22 protein-coding genes and 1 pseudogene are annotated in these 24,578 nt (G+C 66.1%); 11 read left to right on the top strand and 12 right to left on the bottom strand.

Translation table 11 applies throughout. The features are described from left to right. Window positions 1–206 precede the first annotated feature (206 nt). Window positions 207–848, bottom strand: a complete 642-nt coding sequence (locus tag ABQ137_RS15135) for a hypothetical protein (protein ID WP_349783093.1) — start codon at window positions 846–848, stop codon at window positions 207–209. 347 nt (window positions 849–1,195) lie between these two features. Here ABQ137_RS15135 and ABQ137_RS15130 point away from each other — a divergent pair, with 347 nt between their 5' ends. Both ABQ137_RS15130 and ABQ137_RS15125 read left to right on the top strand, forming a co-directional pair. Beyond that, window positions 1,196–1,390, top strand: a complete 195-nt coding sequence (locus ABQ137_RS15130; protein WP_065032922.1) for a hypothetical protein — start codon at window positions 1,196–1,198, stop codon at window positions 1,388–1,390. An 81-nt stretch (window positions 1,391–1,471) separates the two neighbouring features. After that, on the top strand, window positions 1,472–2,029 hold the full coding sequence (locus ABQ137_RS15125) for a fasciclin domain-containing protein (RefSeq protein WP_016900899.1): 558 nt from the start codon (window positions 1,472–1,474) through the stop codon (window positions 2,027–2,029). Between the two features lie 479 nt (window positions 2,030–2,508). On the opposite strand, the gene ABQ137_RS15120 is transcribed toward ABQ137_RS15125, so the two are convergent. The 4 genes from ABQ137_RS15120 to ABQ137_RS15105 all read right to left on the bottom strand — a co-directional run bounded on the left by ABQ137_RS15120 (window position 2,509) and on the right by ABQ137_RS15105 (window position 6,988). After that, window positions 2,509–3,948, bottom strand: coding sequence for a UdgX family uracil-DNA binding protein (locus ABQ137_RS15120; RefSeq protein WP_184519381.1), 1,440 nt, complete (start codon window positions 3,946–3,948; stop codon window positions 2,509–2,511). Between the two features lie 205 nt (window positions 3,949–4,153). Beyond that, complete coding sequence (locus tag ABQ137_RS15115) at window positions 4,154–5,398, bottom strand: putative DNA modification/repair radical SAM protein (RefSeq protein WP_016900902.1); 1,245 nt, start codon at window positions 5,396–5,398, stop codon at window positions 4,154–4,156. A 317-nt stretch (window positions 5,399–5,715) separates the two neighbouring features. Then, window positions 5,716–6,546, bottom strand: coding sequence for a dioxygenase family protein (locus ABQ137_RS15110; protein WP_349783090.1), 831 nt, complete (start codon window positions 6,544–6,546; stop codon window positions 5,716–5,718). A 31-nt stretch (window positions 6,547–6,577) separates the two neighbouring features. After that, window positions 6,578–6,988, bottom strand: a complete 411-nt coding sequence (locus ABQ137_RS15105; protein WP_046344517.1) for a DoxX family protein — start codon at window positions 6,986–6,988, stop codon at window positions 6,578–6,580. 105 nt (window positions 6,989–7,093) lie between these two features. Between ABQ137_RS15105 and ABQ137_RS15100 the strand changes: the two genes are divergently transcribed. From ABQ137_RS15100 to ABQ137_RS15080, 5 genes are all read left to right on the top strand, one after another. After that, window positions 7,094–7,987 carry a LysR family transcriptional regulator gene (locus tag ABQ137_RS15100; protein WP_053051533.1) on the top strand — a complete coding sequence of 298 codons (894 nt, stop codon included), beginning with the start codon at window positions 7,094–7,096 and terminating at the stop codon, window positions 7,985–7,987. 95 nt (window positions 7,988–8,082) lie between these two features. After that, window positions 8,083–8,652 carry a flavodoxin family protein gene (locus ABQ137_RS15095; RefSeq protein ID WP_039518741.1) on the top strand — a complete coding sequence of 190 codons (570 nt, stop codon included), beginning with the start codon at window positions 8,083–8,085 and terminating at the stop codon, window positions 8,650–8,652. 277 nt (window positions 8,653–8,929) lie between these two features. Further along, the gene (locus tag ABQ137_RS15090; RefSeq protein ID WP_349783088.1) at window positions 8,930–9,925 is read left to right on the top strand and encodes an aldo/keto reductase; all 996 of its coding nucleotides are present in this window, start codon (window positions 8,930–8,932) and stop codon (window positions 9,923–9,925) included. 117 nt (window positions 9,926–10,042) lie between these two features. After that, complete coding sequence (locus tag ABQ137_RS15085; protein WP_184519701.1) at window positions 10,043–10,738, top strand: glycosyltransferase; 696 nt, start codon at window positions 10,043–10,045, stop codon at window positions 10,736–10,738. A gap of 150 nt (window positions 10,739–10,888) precedes the next feature. After that, window positions 10,889–12,958: a M13 family metallopeptidase gene (locus tag ABQ137_RS15080; protein WP_184519698.1), complete on the top strand. Its 2,070-nt coding sequence runs from the start codon at window positions 10,889–10,891 to the stop codon at window positions 12,956–12,958. Window positions 12,959–13,086: 128 nt separating this feature from the next. On the opposite strand, the gene ABQ137_RS15075 is transcribed toward ABQ137_RS15080, so the two are convergent. Next, entirely contained in the window at window positions 13,087–14,013 is a 927-nt protein-coding gene (locus ABQ137_RS15075) for an oxygenase MpaB family protein (protein WP_160955157.1), read from the bottom strand. 452 nt (window positions 14,014–14,465) lie between these two features. On the opposite strand from ABQ137_RS15075, the pseudogene ABQ137_RS15070 reads away from it, so the two are divergent. Continuing rightward, window positions 14,466–15,187, top strand: a pseudogene (locus ABQ137_RS15070) (hypothetical protein). Window positions 15,188–15,434: 247 nt separating this feature from the next. On the opposite strand, the gene ABQ137_RS15065 reads toward ABQ137_RS15070, so the two are convergent. From ABQ137_RS15065 to ABQ137_RS15050, 4 genes are all read right to left on the bottom strand, one after another. Further along, the gene (locus tag ABQ137_RS15065) at window positions 15,435–17,030 is read right to left on the bottom strand and encodes an APC family permease (RefSeq protein ID WP_024940772.1); all 1,596 of its coding nucleotides are present in this window, start codon (window positions 17,028–17,030) and stop codon (window positions 15,435–15,437) included. A 162-nt stretch (window positions 17,031–17,192) separates the two neighbouring features. Beyond that, window positions 17,193–17,564, bottom strand: coding sequence for a hypothetical protein (locus tag ABQ137_RS15060; RefSeq protein WP_065032928.1), 372 nt, complete (start codon window positions 17,562–17,564; stop codon window positions 17,193–17,195). Between the two features lie 35 nt (window positions 17,565–17,599). Beyond that, window positions 17,600–18,376, bottom strand: coding sequence for a LytR/AlgR family response regulator transcription factor (locus ABQ137_RS15055; RefSeq protein ID WP_349783085.1), 777 nt, complete (start codon window positions 18,374–18,376; stop codon window positions 17,600–17,602). Beyond that, window positions 18,373–19,668 carry a sensor histidine kinase gene (locus tag ABQ137_RS15050; protein ID WP_184519372.1) on the bottom strand — a complete coding sequence of 432 codons (1,296 nt, stop codon included), beginning with the start codon at window positions 19,666–19,668 and terminating at the stop codon, window positions 18,373–18,375. Before ABQ137_RS15050 ends, ABQ137_RS15055 begins: the two co-directional genes overlap by 4 nt. Before the next feature lie 313 nt (window positions 19,669–19,981). On the opposite strand from ABQ137_RS15050, the gene ABQ137_RS15045 reads away from it, so the two are divergent. Continuing rightward, window positions 19,982–21,196, top strand: coding sequence for an FAD-dependent oxidoreductase (locus ABQ137_RS15045; RefSeq protein ID WP_184519368.1), 1,215 nt, complete (start codon window positions 19,982–19,984; stop codon window positions 21,194–21,196). Between the two features lie 23 nt (window positions 21,197–21,219). On the opposite strand, the gene ABQ137_RS15040 is transcribed toward ABQ137_RS15045, so the two are convergent. Beyond that, entirely contained in the window at window positions 21,220–21,414 is a 195-nt protein-coding gene (locus ABQ137_RS15040; RefSeq protein ID WP_039513305.1) for a hypothetical protein, read from the bottom strand. A 541-nt stretch (window positions 21,415–21,955) separates the two neighbouring features. Here ABQ137_RS15040 and ABQ137_RS15035 point away from each other — a divergent pair. After that, the gene (locus ABQ137_RS15035) at window positions 21,956–22,462 is read left to right on the top strand and encodes a YciE/YciF ferroxidase family protein (protein WP_016900918.1); all 507 of its coding nucleotides are present in this window, start codon (window positions 21,956–21,958) and stop codon (window positions 22,460–22,462) included. Between the two features lie 134 nt (window positions 22,463–22,596). After that, entirely contained in the window at window positions 22,597–23,496 is a 900-nt protein-coding gene (locus tag ABQ137_RS15030; protein WP_024938472.1) for a manganese catalase family protein, read from the top strand. 262 nt (window positions 23,497–23,758) lie between these two features. On the opposite strand, the gene ABQ137_RS15025 is transcribed toward ABQ137_RS15030, so the two are convergent. Beyond that, a complete protein-coding gene (locus ABQ137_RS15025) occupies window positions 23,759–24,331 on the bottom strand; it encodes a hypothetical protein (protein WP_016900920.1) in 573 nt (190 codons plus the stop codon). Between the last annotated feature and the right edge of the window lie 247 nt (window positions 24,332–24,578).

Here is a 24,578-nt window from a genome sequence, read left to right as displayed (position 1 = left end):
ACATACCGGTTTGCATCCGGCGATGAAACCTTTGCGCCACCTCGCCCGGCTTGACGTTCGTTGCGGCAGATCTGCCATCGGGGCCCGTCAATGTCACACCGTTGCCGACTCGGGTCGGCGCGGCGCCGCTGGATACGCCAGCGAATGGACGTGCGCGCGCCCTGTTGCGGGCGTGCCCTGCCGGGCAGCTCACCGACAGACTGCAATCAGCTGTGGCGAACGCGCCTGTTCGCATGCGGGGACGATTGCCGCGTGGTCTCGACCGGGACGATGAAGGTCGCTTGCTGCAGTTGCAGCCTGGAGTCGTAGTGACTCACCACCACCTTGACTGCCTTGGGCTTTTTCCGGAAGGCATACGGCCACTGCGCGCCGACCATCTGCTGGCCGATCTTCTGGCCGTTGGCGTCTTCCACGAGTTTGAGGTGCACCGGGTAATTGCCTGCGCCGCCATTGTCCGCATCGTTGGCATCGACCACATCGATATGGGCTTTTGAAAACGCCAGCGTCGAGGGCCCGCCATCCTTGTCGTTGGCGCTGTCATCGAACCCGATGTTCCTGTAGCTGTAACTCACCAGCAGCACCTGCGTAGGCCGCCAGGACCCACCGCCATCGTCATGGATTCTCACCTTGGCCGGGCGAACGGCATCGATAGTGAACTGCCACTCGCCCGGAACAATCCATTGCTGCCCTGGCCGATAGGCTTGACTGGACGGAGCAAGGGCCTTTGTTGGCGTTGGCGTCGAAGCCGGCGCTGCGGCCGAGACCTGCGTGATGCCGCACACCATCACGCTTGCAGCCAGGCATGCTGCCAGTGCCAGCCGCGTGCATCGGGTTTTTTTCTGCGTCATCTAGCTACAACCTTTCTGCGTGATTCGGTGAATTGCGTTGCCCGCAAATGCGGAGCCAGCCTGCAAGGTTCAGCGTCGTTATCTGCACTCCACGCAAGCTGCGAATGAGTGCAGCCAGTGGCGCGAGGTTACATGACACAAGCAGCAGATCACCGACGACATCATGCTACAGAGTTGCTTATTTAGTCCGGCTTCACCCACGAACCTATGTAGCAAAAACCGCCTGATATTCACGTATTCGATAATCAGGTTGCAGGACTAAAGATAATCTTGCCTAACTTCTTCGCGCTTGCTGGCAACTGTCGTCAGCAACGCATTGAACCTTGCCTGCACTGGCTGCGCATCGCATGGACGGCGGCAAGTCGATCGCGTCCTGTCTGCAATGGCACCTCGACCTGCATCGCTTCGGTTTCGACCACCGGCACATGCCTGGGTTGCAGCTGCCGCCCGAGCCCAGCGAGCGCAACAGGCTGTGTCGACGTCTGCGTTATGACGATCTCGAGCAACGCGCTGCCAGGTACGCCCGTGTAAAAACCGCGTGATGCATCCGCGCTGCATCTACCCGCGTATCCAGCACTACGATTGCCATCCAGGCAGTCGCTTACCCAAAGGATCGATGCCTCATGAAGACCTCATTCCAGTCGCTTGCCATTGCCACCGCCATTGCCCTGACCAGCGCCATGGCCCCCGCTTACGCCGCATCGAACCCGACCGTGGGCGGTGCGCCGATGCTGGTGACCAAGGACATCGTCGACAACGCCGTCAACTCCAAGGACCACACTACCCTGGTCGCCGCGGTCAAGGCCGCCGGCCTGGTCGACACGCTGAAGGGGCCGGGCCCGTTCACCGTGTTTGCCCCGACCAACGCCGCATTCGCCGCCCTGCCGGCCGGCACGGTGGAAACGCTGCTCAAGCCCGAATCCAAGCCCACGCTGACCAAGGTGCTGACCTATCACGTGGTACCGGGCAAGGTCGACGCCGCATCGCTGATCGCCAAGATCAAGGCCGGCGGCGGCAGCGCCTCGCTGACCACCGTGCAGGGCGAGGCGTTGACTGCAAAGCTCAACGGCAAGAAGGTCACCATCACCGATGCCAAGGGCAACACCGCCAACGTCACCATTGCCGATGTCATGCAGAGCAATGGCGTGATTCACGTGGTCGACAAGGTGTTGATGCCGTAACGGCAGCTCGCTGCCTGACGCAGGCAGTCGCAGGCGCGTGACCTGCATCGGCGGAACGCAGCCAGGTTCCGTCGATGGGTCGACGACGAACTGCGCACGCCAGCAACGTTCAGAGCAGCTGCATTGCCGCAAGCACTCGGGTAGGCGTGGACGCTGCGCTCGACACCGGCAGGTACGGGTGGTACATGCCGATGTCGAACACCCACCGGGCCTGCCTGACCATCCTGCAGCAATCCTGCTTGTCGCTCCTGCTTGAAGTGGTTGGCCGCGCTGGCCTTGCACAACAACGTCGGCGCATCGGCTGCACAAGATTTAGGCGCAGACACTGCTGAATCGTTGTATCCGCGCATGCCTGGAAACAGGCTCCAGGCAGCGCCACCACACCGCAAAGCGGCGGTGAGGGAACCACTGGCTCGCCAGTGGTTCCACTTGGTGTCTCGTTCTCCGACACCGTGCGCGTGCATTTGCACGCGCATCTTTTATGTCTTCGCCATGCGCTCTGCAGCAACCGGTGCATCCAGCAACTGGCGCAGGTCCTCCACAAACCCGCGGTAGCCTTCCTCGCGCGCGGCCTCAGAACCCTGCCGCAATACCCACGAGGGATGCACGGTGGTCAGCACCGGCGTGCCGTCGTCCAGCCGCTGCCACTGGCCGCGCTGCTGCATCAAGCGAAAGCCGTTTCCCAACACCGCCTGTGCGGCGGTTGCGCCCAGGCAGACGATCTGCGCCGGACGCAGCTGCGCGCGTTCGGCATGCAACCAGCCACTGCAGGCCTGCACGTGCGACCGTTCCGGGTTGCGATGCAGCCGCCGCTTGCCGCGTTGCTCGAAGCGGAAATGCTTGACCGCATTGGTCACGTAGACCGTGGCGCGGTCGATGCCGATCTCGCCCAGCGCCATGTTGAACAAACGCCCGGCCGGCCCGACGAACGGACGCCCGCTCAGATCCTCTTCGTCGCCGGGCTGCTCACCGATCACCATCACCGACGCATCGCTCGGCCCTTCGCCGAACACCGTCTGCGTTGCCGGCTGCCATAACGCGCAACGCCGGCAATCGCGCGCGGCCACACGCAACTGCGCCAGGCTTTGCGTGGCCACTGCCGGGGCCGGCGCCGCCGCCACCGGCACTCGCCGCCGCACCGGCTCGGGCGCACGCTCGGCCATCTCGCGCACGCGCACCCCGGCCTCGCGGATCAGCTCCGGCAACAGGCTCGCCTCGGGCAGGTTCTTCCAGTATTTCTGCGGCATTTCCTGCCGCATCATGGTTGGATTGAGCCGCGCCGGATTGAAGATATGCGCGTAATAGGTGCGCCAGAGCGTCTCCTGCGCATCGTCGGCCGGCACCTGGGTGCGCACGGCGCCCTCGCCGAACGTCAACGCCTCACCGTCCCAGCGTACGCTGCGATATGGGGTGAGGATCGCCCAGCGCATGCCGGCGAAGCGGCGCGCGAAAAATGGCGCCACCCGATCCACGATCCAATGTTCGGGCTCGAACCACGCCACGAAGTCTTCCTCTTCCACCGGCAAACGCCGAAAGCGCACGAACGCCTTCATCTTGTGCGTATCGCGCTGCACCGCCTTTTGCCACTGCGTCACCCGATGCACGTCGACATCGGTGGCCCGCTCGAGCAGCGCGCGCTCGCCGCAGGCCACCCGCCACAACAGCCGGTACAGCACCGCATAGCGCTGCGGATCGCGGTGACACAACACCGCTCCCGCCATCTGCAGGAACTCCGCCGACACCCGCGGCGCTGCAGCCACGGCCGGCAAATCCAGCAGCCCCTGCCCCATCAACAAGCCGCCTTGCGCTCCGCCATTCCACGCGATGGAGTCGGGCTCCACCTGCGCGCACCACCCTGCCCGCGCCAGCGCACGCCATGCTTCAAGGCTCCAGCCCGGCTCGACGTCAGCGTTGAACATCGCGGTGGTCAGGATGGAGAGGTGGGATTGGGGATTTGGGATTGGGGATTCGCAAAGCGTCGCGTTCCTGTGTCAGCACTGGCGTTCGGTGGCAGCTTTGCGCCTGATGCCATCCTTATCCGCACTTCTCGGGCAGCTTGCCCGGCAACACGGCAGACGCCAGCGGACGCGGCGGTGCGCCGGATGGCGGCGGCCAGCTGCGGTTTCAATCGAACAGACTCGCCTGCCGGGGTGCCGGCGCCAGTTGCGCGCGCAAGCGCACCGGGTCGTCCAGGCGCTGGCGCGGATGATGGTCCAGCACGCTCACAAACGGCAGCAGCTTCTTCATCGGCACCCGCAACCGCGCTAGGTCGCCCACCCGCAAGCGCGCATGCCGGCGCGACAACAACAGGCGCTCCACATTGCGCGTGCCCAGGCCCGGCACCCGCAGCAGCATCTCGCGCGGCGCCGCGTTCAGATCCACCGGAAACCGCTCCGGATTGCGCAGCGCCCAGGCCAGCTTCGGATCCACGTCCAGATCGAGCATGCCGCTGGACTGCGCCGGTGCGATCTCCTCCACGCTGAACTCGTAGAAGCGCAGCAACCAGTCGGCCTGATACAGCCGGTGTTCGCGCTGCAACGGCGGTGCCTGCAGCGGCAATTTGGACGAGGCATCCGGGATCGGGCTGAAGGCCGAGTAGTACACCCGGCGCATCCGGTAATTGCCGTAGAGATTGTGGCTGGTGTCCAGGATGCTGCGGTCGTTGGCATCGTCGGCGCCGACGATCATCTGCGTGCTCTGCCCGGCCGGTGCAAAGCGCGGCGGCTTGGCGCGGCGCAGCTTTTCGGCCTTGCGCTCCAGCTGGTTTTCTTCGATGCGCCAACGCAGTTCGCCCATTGCCGAGCGGATGCCGCCAACGCTTTTTTCCGGCGCCAGCAGCGTCAATCCCTGCTCGGTCGGCAGCTCCACGTTGATGCTCAGGCGGTCGGCGTAGCGGCCGGCGGCGGCCAGCAATTCCGGCGTTGCATCGGGGATGGTCTTGAGGTGGATGTAGCCGGCGAAGTGATGCACCTCGCGCAGCTGCCGCGCCACTTCCACCAGCTGCTCCATCGTGTAATCGGAGTTGCGGATGATGCCGCTGGACAGGAACAGGCCTTCGATGTAATTGCGTTTGTAGAAGTCCAGCGTCAGCGTGACCACTTCTTCCGGCGTGAAGCGCGCACGGCGCACGTTGCTGGACACGCGGTTGACGCAATACGCGCAATCGAACACGCAGAAATTGGTGAGCAGGATCTTCAACAGCGACACGCAGCGGCCGTCGGGCGTGTACGAGTGGCAGATGCCCATGCCCTCGGTGCTGCCGATCCCGCCGGTGCCGAGCGAATTGCGCTTGTTCGCGCCACTGGAGGCGCAGGACGCGTCGTATTTGGCCGCATCGGCCAGCACTGCGAGTTTGTCGAGGATTTTCACGCAAGCAGCATGTCGTGAAGGCGTCTCAGCCTATGAGACTGCACCACACTTCATCGTGAATGCTTCAGAGCGCTGCGCTGCCGGCTCTTGTGGGCAGCATGCCTTGTCGCTGCGGGCCGGTGTGCCGTAGGTACCAAGCCGTATCGCCATGGGTCTTGCGGGCTATAGCCACCGCACCACACCTGCTTGCAGCGGCACTAATTGGCCACATGCCATGGCTTGCAGGCTGCTGGGTGGTGCCTCGGGATTGCGGGGCCGGCATGCCGCCTGCACCGTCGATGACAGCGACGGTGCAGGCGTGCTGCGCCTGCCGGGGCTCAGGCGGCGACCGGGCCCGCAAGCGCGCGATCACCACTGGGGTCGCCGTCGAACCGGTAGATATCCATCGCCAGAAATCCCGCGTCGATGCCGGCATCGATGCGCCGTGCGCCGAGCCGGTCGGCGCCGGCGGCGCCCATCGCCACGTACAGCGGCAACAGGTGCTCGTCGGTGGGATGCGCCCGTGCCGCATGCGGTGCCTGCCGGCGATAGTCCAGCAACGCGGCGATGTCGTCCTCCACCAGTTTGCGCTCGGTCCACTCGATGAAGGGCCGCACATAGGGCGCCTCGCGCTCGGCTTTGTAGCCATGGCGGAAGTCGTGCAGGTTATGGGTGATGCTGCCCGAGCCGATCACCAGCACCCCGTCCTCGCGCAGCGGCGCCAGCGCGCGGCCAACCGCAAACTGGTGCGCCGGGCCCAGCTCGGGCTGGATCGACACCGACACCACCGGGATGTCGGCGGCCGGATACAGCAGGCGCAGCGGCACCCACACGCCATGATCGAAGCCGCGCTGCGGATCCAGCTGCGGATGCAGGCCGGCCTGTTCCAGCCGGCGCAGGATCTGCTGCGCCAGCGCCGGCTCGCCGGGCGCGGGATATTCCAGCTCGTACAGCGGCGCCGGGAAGCCGCCGAAGTCATGGATGGTGGGCGGCCGCGCCGCGCCGCTGACCAGCGGGCGACGGCCCAGCCAGTGCGCGGATGCAACGACGATCGCGCGCGGCCGCGGCAAGGTCTGCGCGAGCTCGGCCAGGCGCTCGCCGACCTGCCCTGGCTGCAGCGCAGTCATCGGCGATCCGTGCGAGATGTACAGGGAAGGCAAACGGGTCATGGCGTACTCCTCGGAAGAACGACAGGCAGCCTCAACGCGCCGGCTTCAGCGCCCACGCGCCTTCGCCGAGCAGGGCTTGCACGATCAGCAACACCGCCCACAGCGCCGGGTATTCCCAGCCGCCGCCCGGATTGGAGAAACCGAAGCCGTTGCCGCCGTGCACGCTGACGATGGTGCCCAGCAGCAGCGGCACGCCCAGCAACCCGATCCAGCGCGCATAGATGCCCAGCAGCAGGGACAGGCCCAGACCCAGTTCCAGCGCGATGGTGAGGTAGGCCAGCGCGCCCGGCAGGCCCAGCGAGTGGAAATAGGCCACGGTGCCGGCGGGGGTGAACACCAGCAACTTGGTCAGGCCGTGGGCCAGGAACAGCGCGCCCAGGCTGATGCGCAACAAGCCGGCGCCATAGGCAGCGGTACGCGGGGAAGCAAGCGAGGTGGACATGGGACGGACTCCGGTGAGGACCTGCACAGCCTATTGCTTACAAATTTCTGATAAATAGTTTTACTTCGGATAATTTATTGCGATCAAAGCAACAATCGGACACCCATGGATACCCTCGATGCGATGCGCGTGTTCGCGGCAGTGGCCGAACGCAGCGGCTTCAGTGCGGCCGCCGATGCGCTGGACCGCTCCACCGCCAGCGTGACCCGGCAGGTCGCCGCGCTCGAGCAACGGCTGGGCACCCGCCTGCTCAACCGCACCACCCGGCGGGTCAGCCTGACCAGCGCCGGCACCGCGTATTACCAGCGCTGTCTGCAACTGCTGGCCGACCTGGACGATCTGGAGGCCACGGTCGGCGCGCAGGCGCTGGAGCCGGCCGGGGTGCTGCGCGTCAATGCGCCGGTGAGCTATGGCATCGAGCGCCTGGCCGCGCTGCTGCCGGGCTTTTGCGCGCGCTACCCGCAGGTGGAACTGGACCTGTCGCTGTCGGACCGGCTGGTGGACATGGTCGAAGAAGGCTTCGATGTCGCCATCCGCATCACCCGGCAGCCGGCGCCGACGCTGATCGCCCGGCGCCTGGGCACGGTCCGCCTGGTGCCCTGCGCGGCGCCGGCCTATCTGGCACGCGCCGGCACCCCGATGCATCCGTCCGACCTGGCCGGCCACGACTGCCTGCTGTACCACTACTCGCCAAACGGCGACGAGGTGCGCTTCCATGGGCCCGATGGCGATAGCGATGTGCGCATCCACGGCAGCCTGCGCGCCAACAACGGGCATGTGCTGAGCGCAGCGGCGGTGGCCGGCCTGGGCATCGCGATGCAGCCGGACTTCCTGGCCGACGAGCATCTGGCCGCCGGCCGGCTGGTGCGCATCCTTCCGCAATACGCACTGGGGGAGATCGGCATCTTTGCCGTCTATACCAGCCGCAGCCACCTGGCCCCGAAGGTGCGCAGCTTCATCGACTACCTGGTCGACAGCATGGGCGATCCCGCGCGCTGATGAGCCCGGCAACAGTACGTCCCGTCGATGGTCATTAACCTGACACGGCATGTGTGGTCACAATCGGGCCCCCACCCGGATCAACAGGACTGCGCATGAGCAAGATCGCCATCATCTACTTCAGCGGCTACGGCCACACCGTCAAACTGGCCGAAGCCGTGCATGCCGGCGCCGCCAGCGTCGGCGAGGCCACGCTGTACCGCATCGATCAGGACGGCAACCTGCCCGACGACGCCTGGGAGGCGATCGGCGCAGCCGACGCCATCATCTACGGCAGCCCCACCTACATGGGCGGGCCGGCGTGGCAGTTCAAGAAGTTTGCCGACGCCAGCTCCAAGCCGTGGTTTGCGCAGGCCTGGAAGGACAAGATCGCCGCCGGCTTCACCAACTCGGCCTCGGTGAACGGCGACAAGTACGCCACCATCCAGTATTTCTGGACGCTGTCGCAGCAGCACGGCCAGGTCTGGGTGGGTACCGGCCTGCTGCCGTCCAACACCAAGGCGCACGGTCCGCAGGACATCAACTGGACCGCCGGCTCGGCAGGCGCGCTGGCGATCTCGCCCTCCGATGCCTCGCCGGAAGAAGCGCCGCGCAGCGGCGATCTGGAAACCGCCAAGCTGCTCGGCAAGCGCGTGGCCGAATTCGCCGGCAAGCTCAAGGGCTGAAGCGGCCAGTGGTAGCGCCTACGTAAGAACACCCGCGCATGGCGGTGGGCCCTGGCCTGCCGCCATGCGCGGGTTTTGCGTGGAGTCGCGTCACGCGCCCGGATTTTTTGCGCTGTGCTGCCGACTGCTTGGCTGTACGCCGTTTGCCTGTGCGCCCAGCGGACGCCACGGCAGCCCGCCAGCCGCCCACAGCGCCGTCATCGCACGGGCCACATCGTGCTAACGCGCGCCGCCGCATCCTCCCCTGACTTGTTCGCCGCACGGAGTTTCCTCCACCATGCAAACCCGCACGCTTGGCCGTTCCGGCCCCACCGTCTCTGCGCTCGGCCTCGGCTGTATGGGCATGAGCGCGTTCTACGGCGATCGCGGCGACGAGGCCGGCTCGATCGCAGTGATCCATCGCGCCCTCGACCACGGCGTCAGCCTGCTCGACACCGCCGACATGTACGGCCCGCACACCAATGAAATCCTGGTCGGCAAGGCCATTGCCGCACGCCGGCACGAAGTGTTCCTGGCCACCAAGTTCGGCATCAAGCTCGACCCCAACGACCCGTCGGTGCGCGGCATCGACGGCAGCCCGGACTATGTGCAGGCGGCCTGCGAAGCCAGCCTGCGCCGCCTGGGCGTGGAGCACATCGACCTGTACTACCAACACCGCGTGGACCCCAACGTGCCGATCGAAGACACCGTCGGTGCGATGTCGCGTCTGGTCGAACAGGGCAAGGTGCGCTTCCTGGGGCTGTCGGAAGCCGCTGCAGCCACCATCCGCCGTGCGCATGCGGTGCATCCCATCACCGCGGTGCAGACCGAATACTCGCTGTGGTCGCGCGAGCCCGAGGACAACGGCGTCTTCGCCACCGTGCGCGAGCTCGGGATCGGCTTCGTTCCGTATTCGCCGCTGGGCCGCGGGTTCCTGACCGGCGCATTCGCCTCGCCGGACGACTTCGAGGCCGACGATTACCGTCGCCATTCGCCGCGTTTCCAGGGCGAGAACTTCACCCGCAACCTGCAACTGGTGGAGCAGGTCAAGGCGATCGCGGCCGACAAAGGCATCACGCCGGGGCAGCTGGCGCTGGCCTGGGTGCTGGCGCAGGGCCAGGATCTGGTGCCGATCCCGGGCACCAAGCGGCTGGCCTACCTGGAAGAAAACCTCGGCGCGCTCGATGTGGCGCTGATGCCGGACGAGCTCGCACGCATCGATGCGATCTTCCCGTTGCAGGCCGCGTCCGGTACGCGGTATCCGGAAGCGATGATGGGCGCGCTCAGCCGCTGAGCGTGCTCACGTGAGTGCACGCAGTCGCAGCTGTGCGGCGATTGCATGCGCTCACGCCATCGCACCGGTATGGCTCGCACACTTGGCATCACCACCGTCCGAGTGACACGTCCTGCCATGCTGTCCTTCGTGATCCCCGCCCATGACGAGGCCGTATTGATCGGCCAGACGCTGCAATGCCTGCACGCCTGTGCGCAGGCCATGCAGCTGGACTACGAGGTCATCGTGGTGGCCGATGCCTGCGAGGATGACACCGCCGCCATCGCGCGCGCGGCCGGTGCGCAGGTGCTGGAGGTGCAACTGCGCCATATCGCCGCCACCCGCAATGCCGGCGTGCAGCAGGCGCAGGGCGATCGCCTGCTGTTTCTGGACGCCGATACGCTGATCAACCCGCAGGTGGTCGGCGCGGCGCTGGCGGCGCTGGATGCAGGCGCGGTCGGCGGTGGCGCGCAGGTACATCTGCAGGGCAGGCGCGCCTGGTTCGAACGCATGGCGCAGGCGACGTTCGGCTGGCTGTTCCGTCTCAGCGGCATTGCCCCGGGCTGCTTCCTGTTCTGTACGCGCGCGGCATTCGTCAACGCCGGCGGCTTCGATACGCGTTACTACGCTGGCGAAGACGTGGCATTGAGTCGCGCGCTGGCGCGCTGCGGGCGGTTCGTGATCCTGCGCCAGACCGTGCACACCTCCGACCGCAAGCTGCGCAGCTTTTCCAAGCGCGAGCACCTGAGCCTGCTGCTGCGCTTTCTATGGCGCGGGCGCGGCATGCTGCAGACCCGCGATGCGCTGGGTTTCTGGTACCAGCGCCGGCGCTGAACCGCGCGTGTCCGCAGGCCGCCATGCCGGCCGCGCGCTGCCATCGCGTCGGGACGTGGCGACGGAGGCAATTTACACTGGTATGTCTGTTTTTCGTTTCCGAGTTGCACTCGCATGGCTCTTCTGCACCGTCCTGTCCTGATCGCTGCGCTGTCGGCTGCCCTGCTGAGCACCGCCGCGTGCCACCGCGATGGCACCTCACCGGCAACGACGGCGCAAGCAAAGCCCGCGCCCACCACGCCCAAGCTGGGCGATTTCGGTTTCGATGCGGCAGGCATGGACCGCAGCGTGGCACCAGGCGACGACTTCTTCAGCTACGCCAGCGGCAACTGGGTCAGGACCACCCAGATCCCGGACGACCGCTCCAGCTTCAACAGCTTCGTCAGCATCGCGATCGAGACCGAGCAGCACAGCCGCGACATCATCGAGGGCGCCGCCGCCAACGACCGTGTCACCGGCGAAGACAAGCAGATTGGCGATTACTACGCGGCCTATATGGACGAAGCCGGCATCGAGGCCAAGGGCGTGCGCCCGGTGCAACCGGAACTGGACGCGATTGCGCAGCTGGATGACAAGCAGGCGCTGGCGCGCACCCTGGGCGGCCAGCTGCGCGCCGATGTGGATCTGCTCAACTCCACCAACTTCCATACCGACCGGCTATTCGGTCTGTGGATCTCGCAGGATCTGCATCATCCGGGCCGCTACGTGCCGTATCTGGTGCAGGGCGGCCTGGGCATGCCGGACCGCAGCTTCTATCTGGACGACGGGCGCATGACGCAGATGCGCGACGCCTACCGCGCGCATATCGTCAAACTGCTGGAACTGGCCGGCATCGATGACGCGGCGGCCAGGGCCGAGCGGATCCTGGCCCTGGAAACCGCGATGGCGCGCGTGCACGCCACCGCCGAACAGACCAACAACGTGCAGGCAGGCGCCAACCCCTGGAAACAGGCCGATTTTGCGCGTAACGCGCCCGGCCTGGACTGGGCGCCGTTCTTCGAAGCGGCCGGCATGAAGGCGCAGCAGGACTTCATCGTCTGGCAGCCCGGCGCGGTGACCGGGTTGTCGGCGCTGGTGCGCTCCGAGTCGCTGCAGGCCTGGAGGGATTACCTGAGCTTTCGCGCGCTGGACCGCGCCTCGCCGTATCTGTCCAAGGCCTTTGCCGATGAGCGCTTTGCGTTCTACGGCACCACGCTGGAAGGCACGCCGCAACAACGGCAGCGCTGGAAGCGCGGTATCGACGCCACCAACGCGGCCCTGGGCGAAGCGGTGGGCGAGCGCTATGTGCAGAAGTACGTCAGCGCCCAGACCAAGACGCGTGCCGAGGAGATGGTCAGGAATATCGTCACCGCCTTCGGCAAACGCATCGATGCGCTGGAGTGGATGAGCCCGCAGACCAAGCAGCATGCCAAGGCCAAGATTTCCGGGCTGACGGTGGCGGTGGGCTATCCGGACACCTGGCGCGACTACAGCGCGCTGGATGTGCGCCGCGACGACGCGCTGGGCAATGTGCAGCGCGCCGAGCTGTTCGAGTACCGGCGCAATCTGGCCAAGCTGGGCAAGGCCGTGGATCACCGCGAGTGGTACATGCTGCCGCAGGAGGTCAACGCGCTGAACGTACCGCTGGAAAACCGCCTGCTGTTTCCGGCCGCGATCCTGCAGCCGCCGTTCTTCGACCCGGCCGCCGACGATGCGGTGAACTACGGCGCCATCGGCGCGGTGATCGGCCACGAGATCAGCCACAGCTTCGACAACATGGGCGCGCAGTTCGACGAGCATGGCGAGCTGCACAACTGGTGGACGCCGCAGGACCTGAAAAAGTTCGAGGCCGCCGGCAATGCGCTCGCCGCGCAGTTCAGTGCGTACAAGCCGTTCGACGACCTGAGCGTCAACGGCAAGCTGACGCTGGGCGAGAACATCGCCGATGTCGCCGGCCTGGCCACTGCCTACGACGCCTATCAGCTGTCGTTGCAGGGCAAACAGCCGCAGACCATCGACGGTTTCAGCCCGGACCAGCGCTTCTTCCTGGGCTTTGCCCAGGCCTGGCGCGGCAAGTACCGCGACGCGGCGCTACGCAATGCCGTGCTCACCGACGTGCACGCACCCGGACGCTTCCGCGCGCAGACCGTGCGCAATCTCGATGCCTGGTATCCGGCGTTCAATGTGCAGCAGGGCGAGCAGTTGTACCTGCCGCCCGAGCAGCGGGTGCGGATCTGGTAGCTGGTGTTTCGCGGTGATGGCTGCTGCGTGGGACGTAGCGCGGGATCCGTGGGCTGGAGCACTTTCTCTCTACCGTACCCCCACCCCGCGTCACATCACCACCCTGCACACCAGGCAAGCACCCGCACTCACTGCTCCCCGGGCCACTCCAGCAACATCGTCTGCGGCAGCTGCATGCGGCGGCAGGCGCGTGCGGACAGCCCGTCGCGTAGCGCGGTGCGGAACAGGGGCGACAGGCTGCGCAACAGCCGCGCCGACGCATGTGCCTGTGCGCGCTGCGTGGTGGTGCGGCCGAGCATGTCGCTGGCCCAGCCCGGCAACAGGGCGGTACCGGCACCGAGGAACACCCCGCGCGACAGACCGGCCGCCGGCACCGGCAACTGGATGCTGGTGAGGATGTCGAGCACCTCGCGCGAGCGCGTGTCCATGCGCAACTGCCCGCGCACGGTGGCGAAATACGCATCGACCTGTGCTTCGCTGGCGGGCACATCGGCAGCGCCCAGCGCTTCGGCGACGCGGCGCGCTTCGTCGTAGTAACGATCGGCGATGTGCGCCGGCACGTCGCGGCAATAACGTCGGCAGCCCTGCAGAAAACCGTAGGCTTCGGTGACGTGCACCCAGGTCAGCAACTGCGGGTCGTTGGCGTCGTACGGCACGCCGTCGGCGGTGTGGCCGTGGATATGCGAATGGATGCTGCGCACGCGGGCGATCAGTTGCTCGGCCTCGGCGCGCGGTGCATAGGTGGTGCCGGCGACGAAATTGGTGGTGCGCCGCAACCGCCCGATCAAATCGGCGCGGAAGTTGGAATGGTCGTAGACCCCGGCCAGCGCGCGTGGATGCAGCAGTTGCAGCATCAATGCGCACAGTCCGCCGGACAACATGCCTGGGAATTCGGAATGCACGCGCCAGGTGACGCTGTCGGGCCCGAAGATGCCGGGATCCCCGAGTGGCTGGTCGTAGTCGATGGTGCTCTGGCCACGCGGAAACGCGCCCAGCACCCAGCGATGGATCTGCCTGGCGGCGGGAGCAGTGAGGGTACGCAGGACGGCTGACATGCGCGCAAGGATACCTAGGCGGTTGCAAGACCGCGTCGTGGTGCTGAGGGGCTGGGATTGGGGATTGGGGATTGGGGATTGGGATTGGTGAAAGGCGGCGCCGTGTGCGCTGTTCGTATCGATGCGCGCCGATCGTCTCGACGGGTGCTTGCCTGCCTGTCGCTGGACCTTGCGCGGCATGCGTGCTTGCGCGGCGCTCACGTGATCTGTACGCCGGACTGGGTCGCGCCGGTCGCAACCGCCGCGGAGGCAATCACGCAGGTGCGAGTGTGCAGTGCAACAAGAATCACGGCGCACCGCAGCTGCAATCGCCCGGCAAACGCTGCAAAGCGCCTGAATACTGCGATTTGTGCGCCGGTACGCAGGATTGGCTGGCCTTCGGCGCGCAGCAGGCATTGCCAAGCACGGCGAAAGTGCTAGAACTAGGGCCGTCCGTGTACCGGCCAGCATCACTGCCAGCCGCTGCCCGGTCGCTCCAGGGCACCGGCGCGTTGCCGGGTGCAGCAAGTCGTTCGTACCAGCCATCCGTCAGGAGCTTGTCATGATCGCTTTGTTCCAGGGTTTGGGCCTGCTATTGCAGGATAACGCACTCCATCGGCTCTCCTTCGACGAGCAGGTCGCGCACTGGCGCGAAAAGACCGACGAACAGCTCGACCAGGAGCTCAATCTGCTCAAGGTGGCCAAGAAACAGTGGGTGATCGCCTCGATCATCGGCTGGCAGGCGATCTCGCTGGTGCTGCTGGGCGTGATCACCCACCAGCTGTGGCAGAACGACTACCACCTGACCTTCAGCCGCGTGGTGATCATCTTTACTTCGTGGGCGTCGATCCTGTTCGTCATGTGGTACATCGCCGATCTGTTCGACCACAGCGCCGGTTTCGAACGCTGGCTGCGCGCCTTCAACAGCCGTGCACGGGTCACCCCGGATGCCGATTCGGTCGAATGCGTGGCCGATGCGCTGGACATGACCCGTCGCTACCCGGAAGTGCTGCGCTACAAGCAGGAGGTCAGTTCCAAGCGCGAGCTGCGCCACGAGGACATCGTCAACATGCGCGAGATGGGGCGGCTGCGTCGCTACACCGAATTGCTGCGTGATCTGGACCGCTTCGATGGTGCGCCGCGGCTGGTGACCAATACCGCTCCCCACAGCGCGGCGGCGGGGACGCTGGCGTAGCGGTGTGGCGATGGATGCGGTGGTTGCCGCAAGGCATCGGCAATGCCGCGCGCCTGACGAAACGGCCTGATTGATCTGCCCGACGTCCGATCGCAACACGGCGTGCGCTGCCAGGCGGCGCCGGTCGCTGCACTCCATCGCGTGCGTGACGACCAACAAAAAACGGCCGGTGCAGTGCACCGGCCGTTCCCGTTTGCGGCGCCCGGAGACAGACGCCTTGTTTCAGCAGCAATCAGCGATCAGGCGCTCACGCCTGCGCGACGGCCTTCTCCACCGACGGGGTGCGCCAACCGCTGCGCACGCCCCAGATGTAGAACACCGCGCCGACCGCAGCCACTACCGCAAGATCGGTGCCGTAGCTGAGATAGCCATGGCCGCCGAAGTCGCTGCTGCCGGCCCAGGACAGCAGCGCGATCGTCGGCAGGTAGCAGATCATCCAGGCCGCGCCCTTGAGGTTGCGCCCAAGATCCGGCCAGCCCTGCTTGGCCTGGTAGTAGCAGTACACCGGTAGCGCCACGACCATCAGCAGGATGATCTCGCCGGTCAGCGGCCAGCGCGCCCAGTACAGCAGCTCGGTCGCCATCACGAAGGCCACGCCGGCCAGCACCGGCAGCGCGGCGATGCGCAGCGGGCGATGCAGCTCCGGCGCGTGCCGGCGCAGCGCCATCGCGCTGATCGGGCCGGTGAGGTAGGAAATGATGGTCGCCACCGAGATCACCGCCGCCAGCGTGCCCCAGCCGCGGAAGAAGAACAGGAACACGAACGACACCGCCAGGTTGAAGAACATCGCCATGCGCGGCACGCCCCAGACCGGGTGCAGCTTGCCCAGCACCGACGGCATGGTGCCGTTCTTTTCCATGCCGTAGACCATGCGCGCGGTGGTGGCGGTATAGGTGATGCCGGTACCGCTGGGGCTGACGAACGCATCGATGTACAGCAGCATCGCCAGCCAATGCAGGTTGACGATGATGGCCAGCTCGGCGAACGGCGAGCGGAAATCGATGCCGTGCCAGCCAGCCTTGGCCAGCAGGTCCGGCGGCACCGCGCCGATGTAGGCCACCTGCAGGATCACGTAGACCACCGTGGCCAGCGCGATCGAGCCCAGCACCGCGAACGGAATGCTGCGGCCCGGGTTGCGCGCTTCACCGGCCAGGTTCACCGGGCTCTGGAAGCCGTTGAAGCTGAAGACGATGCCGGCGGTAGCCACCGCGGTGAGCACCGCGGCCAGGTCGATCACGTGCGCATCGCCGTGGATGCCGACGCTGAAGTTCTCGCTATGGAAGCCGCTGGCGATCAGGGCCACGCCGGTCGCCGCCGGCACCACCAGTTTGAACACGGTGATCAGCGTATTGGAGCGCGCGAACAGCTTGACGCTCCAGAAATTGAGGAAGAAATACACCAGCACCAGCACCGCCGAGATCAGCAGGCCGGGCACCGACAACTCCCCCGCCCCGCCGGGTGCCTGCACATACAGTCCCTGCGCCCAGGCCCATGGCCAGGAGGCCATGTACTGCACCGAGGCCTCGGCCTCGACCGGGATCACCGACACGATCGCGATCCAGTTGGCCCAGCCGGCGATGAAGCCCACCAGCGAGCCGTGCGAGTAATGGCTGTAGCGCACCATGCCGCCGGACTCGGGGAACATCGCGCCCAGTTCCGCGTAGGACAGCGCGATGGTGGTGATGATCGCCGCACCCAGAATCCAGGCCCAGATCGCACCGGGGCCGGCCAGGCCGGCAGCGCGCCAGGCACCGAACAGCCAGCCGGAACCGATGATCGAGCCCAGGCCGGTGAGCATGAGGGCGAAGGGGCCAACGTCGCGGCGTAGCGATTGTTCGGACATGAGAAGCCTGGCAGTGAGGACGCCGTGAACCGGCAACAAGCCCGCAATGATCGCAGAAGCGGCCGCTGATCGTCAGTGCGTATTCAGGCTTGCGTCCGGTTGCAGCATGGCTTGCTACATAGTTGAAACATGTTTCCGCCGAGCAAGGACTGCAAGGCCCGCTCAGCCATGGCAATCGGCGCTGGGCGCGCTGGTATCCACACAGGTGTGCGCCTGACGCGGAATGCCGCGCAGTTCGCGCACCTGCCCGGGTGTCAGCGCAAAGCTGTCCAGCGTCCTGCGTGCGCAGGCCGGTGTACCCGTCGTGTTGCTCGCGGCAGGCGCGGCGCAGTGTTCCTCGTACACCAGGTAATGGCAGCGACCGCTACTGCTGGCCAGGCAGTGCACATTGAGGTCGGTGGCGGTGGCCAGGGTCTTGCTGAAGATCACGTCCTGGCCATTGCTGGTAGCGCGGGTGATGGAGGTGGTGCCGTTGCGGTCGTGGCAACCGGCCAAGGCAAGCAGGCAATACACGAGGGAGGCGATCAGGCGCATATCAGCAATCCTTTCAGTCGATGCGATCGGGGGAATTACATGCCGCGGAACAGGCTCATGAAGGGCTGGCTGACGGTGAGCGTTTCGCTGCGCCCGCGCAGCGCCAGCCGGCCCTTGCCGGTGTCCTCGCGCACCACCGAGGCGACCGCCTTCATGTTGACGATGGTGGAGCGGTGGATCTGCTTGAACACCTGCGGATCCAGCACGTCGAGCAACTCGCGCAGCGGCGTGCGCAGGATCGCCTCGCCGGCGGCGGTCATCACCGTGGTGTATTTCTGGTCGGCCTGGAAATACGCCACCTCGTCCAGCGCGATCAGGCGCGTCTCGCGGCCGCTGCTGGCGGTGAGCCAGGCCAACGGCGGCGCGGCGCTGGCGGCAGCAGGGCGCGCGGACAGTCGCTGCAACAAGGCCTCCAGCAGCTGGCCGTCCGGCTGGCCGGCGGCAGCGCGTTGCTGCACGCGCTGCCAGGTGGCCTGCAGGCGCTCGCGGCTGATCGGCTTGAGCAGATAGTCCACCGCGCCGTGTTCGAACGCGTCGATGGCGTACTGGTCGTAGGCAGTGACGAACACCACCTGGGTACGCGGGCTGACCTCGCGCAGCGCACGCGCCACCTCGATGCCGGTGAGCCCGGGCATGCGGATATCCAGGAACACCACATCCGGCTGCTGCGCGGCGATGGTCTCCAGCGCGCCGGCGCCGTCTTCGCATTCGCCCACCACCTGCAGCTGCGGGCACACCTCGGCCAGCAGCGCGAGCAGGGACTGCCGCAGCAACGCTTCGTCTTCGACGATCACCGCACGCAGCGCGCTCATGCCTGCACCTGCGCGGTGGAGCTGTGCGTGCCTGGCAACGGCGGCGGCATGCGTGTGGCGGTCATCGGCGCCGGCAGCGGCAGGCTGATGGTGGCGGCCACACCGCTGGGGAAATTGGACACGATGGCAAAGCTGGCCTTGCCGGCGTAGATCAACTGTAGCCGCTCGCGCAGGTTCTTCAGGCCGATGCCGGTGCCTTGGGTGTGGGTGCCGAAGCCCTGGCCATCGTCGGCCACGGTCAGCGTGGCATGGTCGTCGACGCGACGCGCCAGGATCCATATCGTGCCGCCGCCGGGCTTGGGTTCCAGCCCGTGCTTGATCGCGTTCTCCACCAGGGTCTGCAGCATCATCGACGGCAGTTGCAGCGCGCGCAGCTCGTACGGCACCTCCACCTGCAGGACCAGCCGCGTGCCCATGCGGATGCGCAGGATTTCCAGATAGGCCTGGGTGCGTTCGAGTTCCTCGCCCAGGGTGGAGATGGCCCCGTCGGCGCTGGGCAGCGAGCTGCGCAGGTACTGGATCAGGTGCCCGATCATGATCTCCGCGCGCGGCGGGTCGGTGCGTGACAGCACCTGTGCGCTGGCCAGCGTGTTGTAGAGAAAGTGCGGCTCGACCTGCGCATGCAGCAGGTTCAGGCGGGCCACCGCCAGTTCCTTTTCCATCACCGATTGCTCGGCCGCGGCCTGCTCGTCGCGACGTTGCTCGCCGACCCGGCGCACCACCGCGCGATTGATCGCCTCGGCATTCTCGTAATTGCTGCCTTCGTCCACCGCAAACAGGTCCACCCAGGCACCGGCGTCGGGTTCGCACAACACCGTGACGCTGCTGGTGCCCTGCCCCGGCGTGATCGTCACCAGCACCTGGTTGCGCTTGATCGCAAAACGCGCGAACAGGTTCCAGCGCGAGGGCTGACGTCCTTCGTAAGGGTCGATGCGGCGCACCTTGGCGCGGATCAGCAGGCTGCCGGGCGCGCATTCGATGTCCTGCACGCGCGGCAACGCGCGCACGGCCTCTTCGACCACGGCAAAGCTGGCCTGCACGTCCAGCGGCACCTCGATCTGGCGGCGCTGGCGGGTCGACAAGGTGTCGTGATCCAGCCGCCCGGCGATCAGGCGCACCCGGCGCACATGCGTGATCGCACTCATCAGGGCCAATGTCAGCAGCACCACGCAGATCAGCCCGAAGAAGGCGCCGGTGGAGCCGAACAACTGCGCCCACATGATCGCGGCCACCAGCAACGCGGCGGCCCAGGCGAACACGATACGCACGATCAGGAAGACGCTGGCAGACACGGGTGGGAGCTCGTTGGGTTGGGACGCGGCGAGCATAGCCGGCAAGCGATCGGGCGAACGCCCCCGGGCGACGAATGGCCGCTGGCGCGGCTTCAACTGCCCGGATCGCGGTGCGAAACCTGCCTGATCGACGGTGGCAGGCACAGATGCGCGCGGTATGCTCGGCGTGCGCGACCGACGATGCTGCGGGGTGCCTGTCGCTGGCGCGCAGCGCAGGGCCTGGCGTTTACCGGTACTGCACCGCGCGCTACGCGTGGCCGGTCACGCAGGCGCCGTTACCCCAATCACTTTCTGCACATCGCTCAGGAGCCGCATGCACCGTCGTCATTTCCTGCACAGCGCCGGCCTCGCGCTCGCGGCCGCTTCCACCGGGAGCTGGGCCGCGACCGGCGAGGTGGCCGCTACGCCGTCTTCGCCGCTACCCGCCATGCCGCCGGGCGCCTCGCCCGACCAGTTCGCCGCAGCGCCGCCGCTGGCGCCGATCCGTGCGGCGGTGGATCGCATCATCGCGATCAACGGCTGCACCCGTCCGTTCCGTGCACAGGGGCCGCGGATCGAGGCCGAGCGCATCGGCCGCAAGATGGTGGTGCACAACTACGGACATGGCGGCAGCGGGTGGTCGCTGTCGTGGGGCGCGGCCGAGCATGCGCTGCGGCTGGTGCAGGCCGCCGATGCGGATGCGCGCGAGCTGGCGGTGATCGGCTGCGGCGCGATCGGGCTGACCACCGCGCTGGTGGCGCAACGTGCGGGCCTGCGCGTGCGCATCTATGCGCGCGAGCGCCTGCCGGATGTGCGCTCGTTCTACGCTACCGGCGTGTGGTCGCCGGACTCGCGCGTGTGCACCAGCGAGCACGCCAGCGCGGATTTCAGGACCCGCTGGGAAGAGATGGCGCGCATTTCGTTTCGCCGCTACCAGACCCTGCTGGGCCTGCCGGGCGAGCCGATCGAATGGCGCGATGGCTATGCGTTGTCGGATGTGCCGTTCGATCAACCGAGCGCATCGGCCGAAGCGCATGAGCCGGACTACCCGCCGCTGGAGCGCGACCTGCTTGACGATCTCGGTCCGCGCTCGCAACCGGTTGCGCCCGGCAGTCATCCATTTCCGGTGCCATTCGTGCGCCGCTACAGCCAGCTGACCTTCAACCTCAGCGCCTACGCGCGCCTGCTGATGGACGACTTCCTGCGGGCCGGCGGCGAGCTGTACACGCGCAACTTCGAGCATCCGCGCCAGTTCGGCCAGCTGCGCGAGAAGATCCTGGTCAATGCCACCGGCTATGGCGCGCGTGCACTGCTTGGCGATGACAGCGTCATCCCGGTACGTGGGCAGACCGCGCGCCTGATTCCGCAACCGGAAGTGACCTACGGCTTGGTCTGGCGCGGCCACAATCTCAATGTGGTGCCACGCCGCGATGGCTTGCTGGTGCAGTCGCAAGGTGCTCACGATTTCAACAACCCCGATGCCACGCCGGATCACGCCGCGTCTGCAGCAGCGGTCCGCGAGCTGGCACGGTTGTTTCCTGCGCGCTGAGGCAGTTTTCCCGCGCGCTGCGCTCAGGACTCGCCGAGCGAGGCCTGCAGCGCGCGGGCCAGTGCGGCATCGCCGCTGACCAGCTCGTCCCACCGCAAGGCCACGCCTTTGCGTCGGCCTTTTTCGACCAGCTTCAAGCCCTGCGGGTCGATGACCAGGGTATAGGCCTGCTCGCCGATCTGCAGCTCGCGGCGTAACGGTTTGTCCAACGGCGTCATGGCAGCTCCAGGGGCAAGAACGAGCCATCGGTTGTAGCGCATCGGTCTGCAACAGAGTGCATTCCCGGCAGTGCATGCCGCACGGTGCCGGTGCAATCGCTGCGCGTGCGCATCGACATCCGCGCAATGGCATCGACAACGGCACAGGCGCACCGGTGCCGCATGCAAGGCCGCGGTGTGCGTTGTGCGCATGCATCTCGAGGAGCCGGCATCAACCTCGGTCGATTGCAGTGCAATTGCCGTGGCTCGGCGCTGGCGAATCGATTGCATGCGCATCATCACCGCGCCGCTCACGGCACAGGTCGTTATCGCCTCGGCATCACCGCATCCACCGATCGCGCTAACACGCCGACGATTAGCGTAGCGACCATGCGAGGCAGCGTGAGCAAGCACGACAACAACGCTGCATTGCGGGCTTGGCGTCACGCCAGGCACTGCGATGCCGCAGTGACGATGCAGCTGGTTCGCACGCAAGCGCAGGCAAGACGCACACACGCTGCACCGCATCGTTTATCTACCTATCCATCCAAAGGAGCCGCCCATGGCGATCAAGACAATTGAAGAGCTTTTCGTCCACGAGCTGTCGGACATCTACAGCGCAGAAAAGCAGTTGACCAAATCGCTGCCGCGTCTGGCACGTGCGGCCACCGAACCCAAGCTGGTGGAAGCGTTCAAGCTGCACCTGGAGGAAACCCAGGGCCAGATCGAACGCATCGACCAGATCGTCGAACTGCTCGGCATCAAGCTCAAGCGCATCAAGTGTGCCGCGATGGAAGGCCTGGTCGAGGAAAGCCGCGAGGTGATCGACGAGATCGAAGAAGGGCCGGTACGCGATGCGGCACTGATCGGCGGCGCACAGAAGGTGGAGCATTACGAGATCGCCTCGTACGGCACCATCGCTGCGATTGCGAAGCAGCTGGGCTATACCGATGCGGTCAGCCTGCTGCTTTCCACGCTGGAAGAAGAAAAGGCCACCGATGAAAAGCTGACCCTGCTCGCCGAGCAAGGCGGCAATCAAAAGGCATCCAAGGCCAGCAAAGCGGCCTGATGCACCGCGCGGGCGGCGCTCCCGCCTGCGTTTGCCCGCATTCCGCGGGCAACCCCCACCCGTAGCCAGCCTCAGGTTTCTGCGCGCATGCCGCGTTGCAGTCGTCGTCGGGCGCCAGCCAGGAAATACCATCCATGTTTATGCATAACAAGCGTCTGATGTACACCGTTCGCGTGGCCGAACCCAATCCGGATCTGGCCACGTTGATGCTCGAGCAGTTCGGCGGACCGCAAGGCGAGCTTGCTGCAGCAATGCAGTACTTCACCCAGGCATTGGGCGAAGACGATCCGGGCCGCAAGGATTTGTTGTTCGATATCGCTACCGAAGAACTGAGCCACCTGGAAATCATCGGCTCGATCATCGCCATGCTCAACAAGGGCCCCAAGGCCGTGTTGTCCGAGGGCATGGAAGAGGCCATGGAGATGCGCTCCATGACCCAGAACAGCACCAGCCACACCCAGCAGATCCTGTACGGCGGTGGCCCGGCCCTGGTCAACTCCAGTGGCGTGCCGTGGACCTCGGCCTATGTCGATTCGATCGGCTGCCCGACCTCGGACATGCGCTCCAACATCGCTGCCGAAGCACGCGCCAAGCTGGTCTATGAGCGCCTGATCACCGTCACCGATGATCCGGGCATCGTGGATGCGCTGCGCTTTTTGATGACGCGCGAAGTGGCGCACCAGAAGTCGTTCGAGAAGGCGCTGTATTCGATCGAGCCGAACTTCCCGCCGGGCAAGCTGCCGGGCGACCCACGCTTCACCGACATCTACTACAACATGTCGCAGGGCGAAGGCGATACGGTCGGCCCGTGGAATGCCGGCGAGCAGTGGGATGTGGTGGCAGACCGTGAGCTGCAGTCCGCAGTCGACGGTGGCGATGGTTCGGCCACGGTTGCGCTGGATGCGACCCAGACCGAAGCGCTGGACGCGATGTCGCTGCGCCTGCTGTCCAATCCGGAACTGGATCGGGTGACCGGTGCAGACCTGGGCGCAGGCCCGGGTGCCGGCTCCACCACCGGCGACATCCAACGCTGATCTTCAGCGCTAGCAGTTGCCGAGACTGGCCCGGGTCGTTCGCGATCCGGGCTTTTTAATGCGTAACCTACTGTGGACAGCGGGCTGCATGCAGTTGGTCGTCTTGCGGTGGTTATCGCGACAACGTCGGCGCGTGATTTGCGACGCCCATGCAACACGGGTGGGTCGATACAAGACGTAGACGAATGCGTAAGGGTTACCGGAGGACTGAAAAGAAAAGAGGCCCGACGGGCCTCTTGGTATCACTGCGTGCCCGCGCCTCTCACACCGGCGCGGCCTGCTGGGCATGCGCTTCGCTGGCCCACTCCGGACGCACGCCTGCTGCGGTGGTGCAGCGTTCCAACCGCCATGGCAGCAGATGACGCATGGCCTCCTCGCCACTGACCTGTAGCCATTGCGTGGCATCGCCTTCGACGCATAACGGGCGTTGTGTCGGCAGGCTGGTCGAGGAAGCGACCAGCAACGAGAACCCCATCTGCAGGCGGCCACCGATATCCATGACATTGCGCAGGCCCGCGGCGTACAGCGCGCCACCGTCCTGACTCAGCCAGGTCGCCGACGTGGCGCCATCAGCCGATGCGGCGCAGACAAAGCCACACAGCGGGATCAGGCAGCGCTGGGTTTCCCAGATGGCGAGGTCCACGCGCCCCAGCCACTCCGGCTCCTGGGTATTGATCGAGCGCTGCTGTCCCGGAGCACGTCGACCGAAGGTTGCACGCTCCTCGCGCTTGCCGCCACGGTCGGCAACCAGAATGTCGGCATCGGCACCGACACCGATCTCGACCCAGGCATTGCTCGCAACGCGGCCCGACAACTGAAGAATGCGCGTAATCATGTTTACTCCACTGTGCATCTGGATGACAGCAGGAGCTACGCACAATACGCGCCAAGTTTTAGGGATGCCGCGCACTGATGCACCGCAATGGTCCTGCATGACGGCCGTGGCATCGGCATCGTTGCGAGGTGCGAATCCGTCGCAACATGTGCACGCACGCGCAGGAATTTCCGTGAGGGGCGCGTCGGGATGCGCAGCATTTTGCACATCGGCATGGCCGCGCCTGCCGAAGTGCGCACGGACTGCA

The sequence above is a fragment of the Xanthomonas sp. WHRI 8393 genome (genome assembly GCF_040203315.1).
Taxonomy (GTDB): domain Bacteria; phylum Pseudomonadota; class Gammaproteobacteria; order Xanthomonadales; family Xanthomonadaceae; genus Xanthomonas; species Xanthomonas arboricola.
Note: the sequence above shows the minus strand (reverse complement) of the source record. Positions and strands in the feature narration are given on the sequence as shown.

Bases quoted from the DNA above. Each gene is read 5' to 3' on its own strand.
- ABQ137_RS15025 (WP_016900920.1), bottom strand. From the start codon at position 24,331: ATGATTACGCGCATTCTTCAGTTGTCGGGCCGCGTTGCGAGCAATGCC.
- ABQ137_RS15110 (WP_349783090.1), bottom strand. From the start codon at position 6,546: ATGACCCGTTTGCCTTCCCTGTACATCTCGCACGGATCGCCGATGACT.
- ABQ137_RS15065 (WP_024940772.1), bottom strand. From the start codon at position 17,030: ATGTCCGAACAATCGCTACGCCGCGACGTTGGCCCCTTCGCCCTCATG.
- ABQ137_RS15060 (WP_065032928.1), bottom strand. From the start codon at position 17,564: ATGCGCCTGATCGCCTCCCTCGTGTATTGCCTGCTTGCCTTGGCCGGT.
- ABQ137_RS15105 (WP_046344517.1), bottom strand. From the start codon at position 6,988: ATGTCCACCTCGCTTGCTTCCCCGCGTACCGCTGCCTATGGCGCCGGC.
- ABQ137_RS15030 (WP_024938472.1), top strand. From the start codon at position 22,597: ATGTTTATGCATAACAAGCGTCTGATGTACACCGTTCGCGTGGCCGAA.
- ABQ137_RS15120 (WP_184519381.1), bottom strand. From the start codon at position 3,948: ATGTTCAACGCTGACGTCGAGCCGGGCTGGAGCCTTGAAGCATGGCGT.
- ABQ137_RS15090 (WP_349783088.1), top strand. From the start codon at position 8,930: ATGCAAACCCGCACGCTTGGCCGTTCCGGCCCCACCGTCTCTGCGCTC.
- ABQ137_RS15075 (WP_160955157.1), bottom strand. From the start codon at position 14,013: ATGTCAGCCGTCCTGCGTACCCTCACTGCTCCCGCCGCCAGGCAGATC.
- ABQ137_RS15100 (WP_053051533.1), top strand. From the start codon at position 7,094: ATGGATACCCTCGATGCGATGCGCGTGTTCGCGGCAGTGGCCGAACGC.
- ABQ137_RS15055 (WP_349783085.1), bottom strand. From the start codon at position 18,376: ATGAGCGCGCTGCGTGCGGTGATCGTCGAAGACGAAGCGTTGCTGCGG.
- ABQ137_RS15095 (WP_039518741.1), top strand. From the start codon at position 8,083: ATGAGCAAGATCGCCATCATCTACTTCAGCGGCTACGGCCACACCGTC.
- ABQ137_RS15125 (WP_016900899.1), top strand. From the start codon at position 1,472: ATGAAGACCTCATTCCAGTCGCTTGCCATTGCCACCGCCATTGCCCTG.
- ABQ137_RS15085 (WP_184519701.1), top strand. From the start codon at position 10,043: ATGCTGTCCTTCGTGATCCCCGCCCATGACGAGGCCGTATTGATCGGC.
- ABQ137_RS15130 (WP_065032922.1), top strand. From the start codon at position 1,196: ATGGACGGCGGCAAGTCGATCGCGTCCTGTCTGCAATGGCACCTCGAC.
- ABQ137_RS15040 (WP_039513305.1), bottom strand. From the start codon at position 21,414: ATGACGCCGTTGGACAAACCGTTACGCCGCGAGCTGCAGATCGGCGAG.
- ABQ137_RS15045 (WP_184519368.1), top strand. From the start codon at position 19,982: ATGCACCGTCGTCATTTCCTGCACAGCGCCGGCCTCGCGCTCGCGGCC.
- ABQ137_RS15135 (WP_349783093.1), bottom strand. From the start codon at position 848: ATGACGCAGAAAAAAACCCGATGCACGCGGCTGGCACTGGCAGCATGC.
- ABQ137_RS15035 (WP_016900918.1), top strand. From the start codon at position 21,956: ATGGCGATCAAGACAATTGAAGAGCTTTTCGTCCACGAGCTGTCGGAC.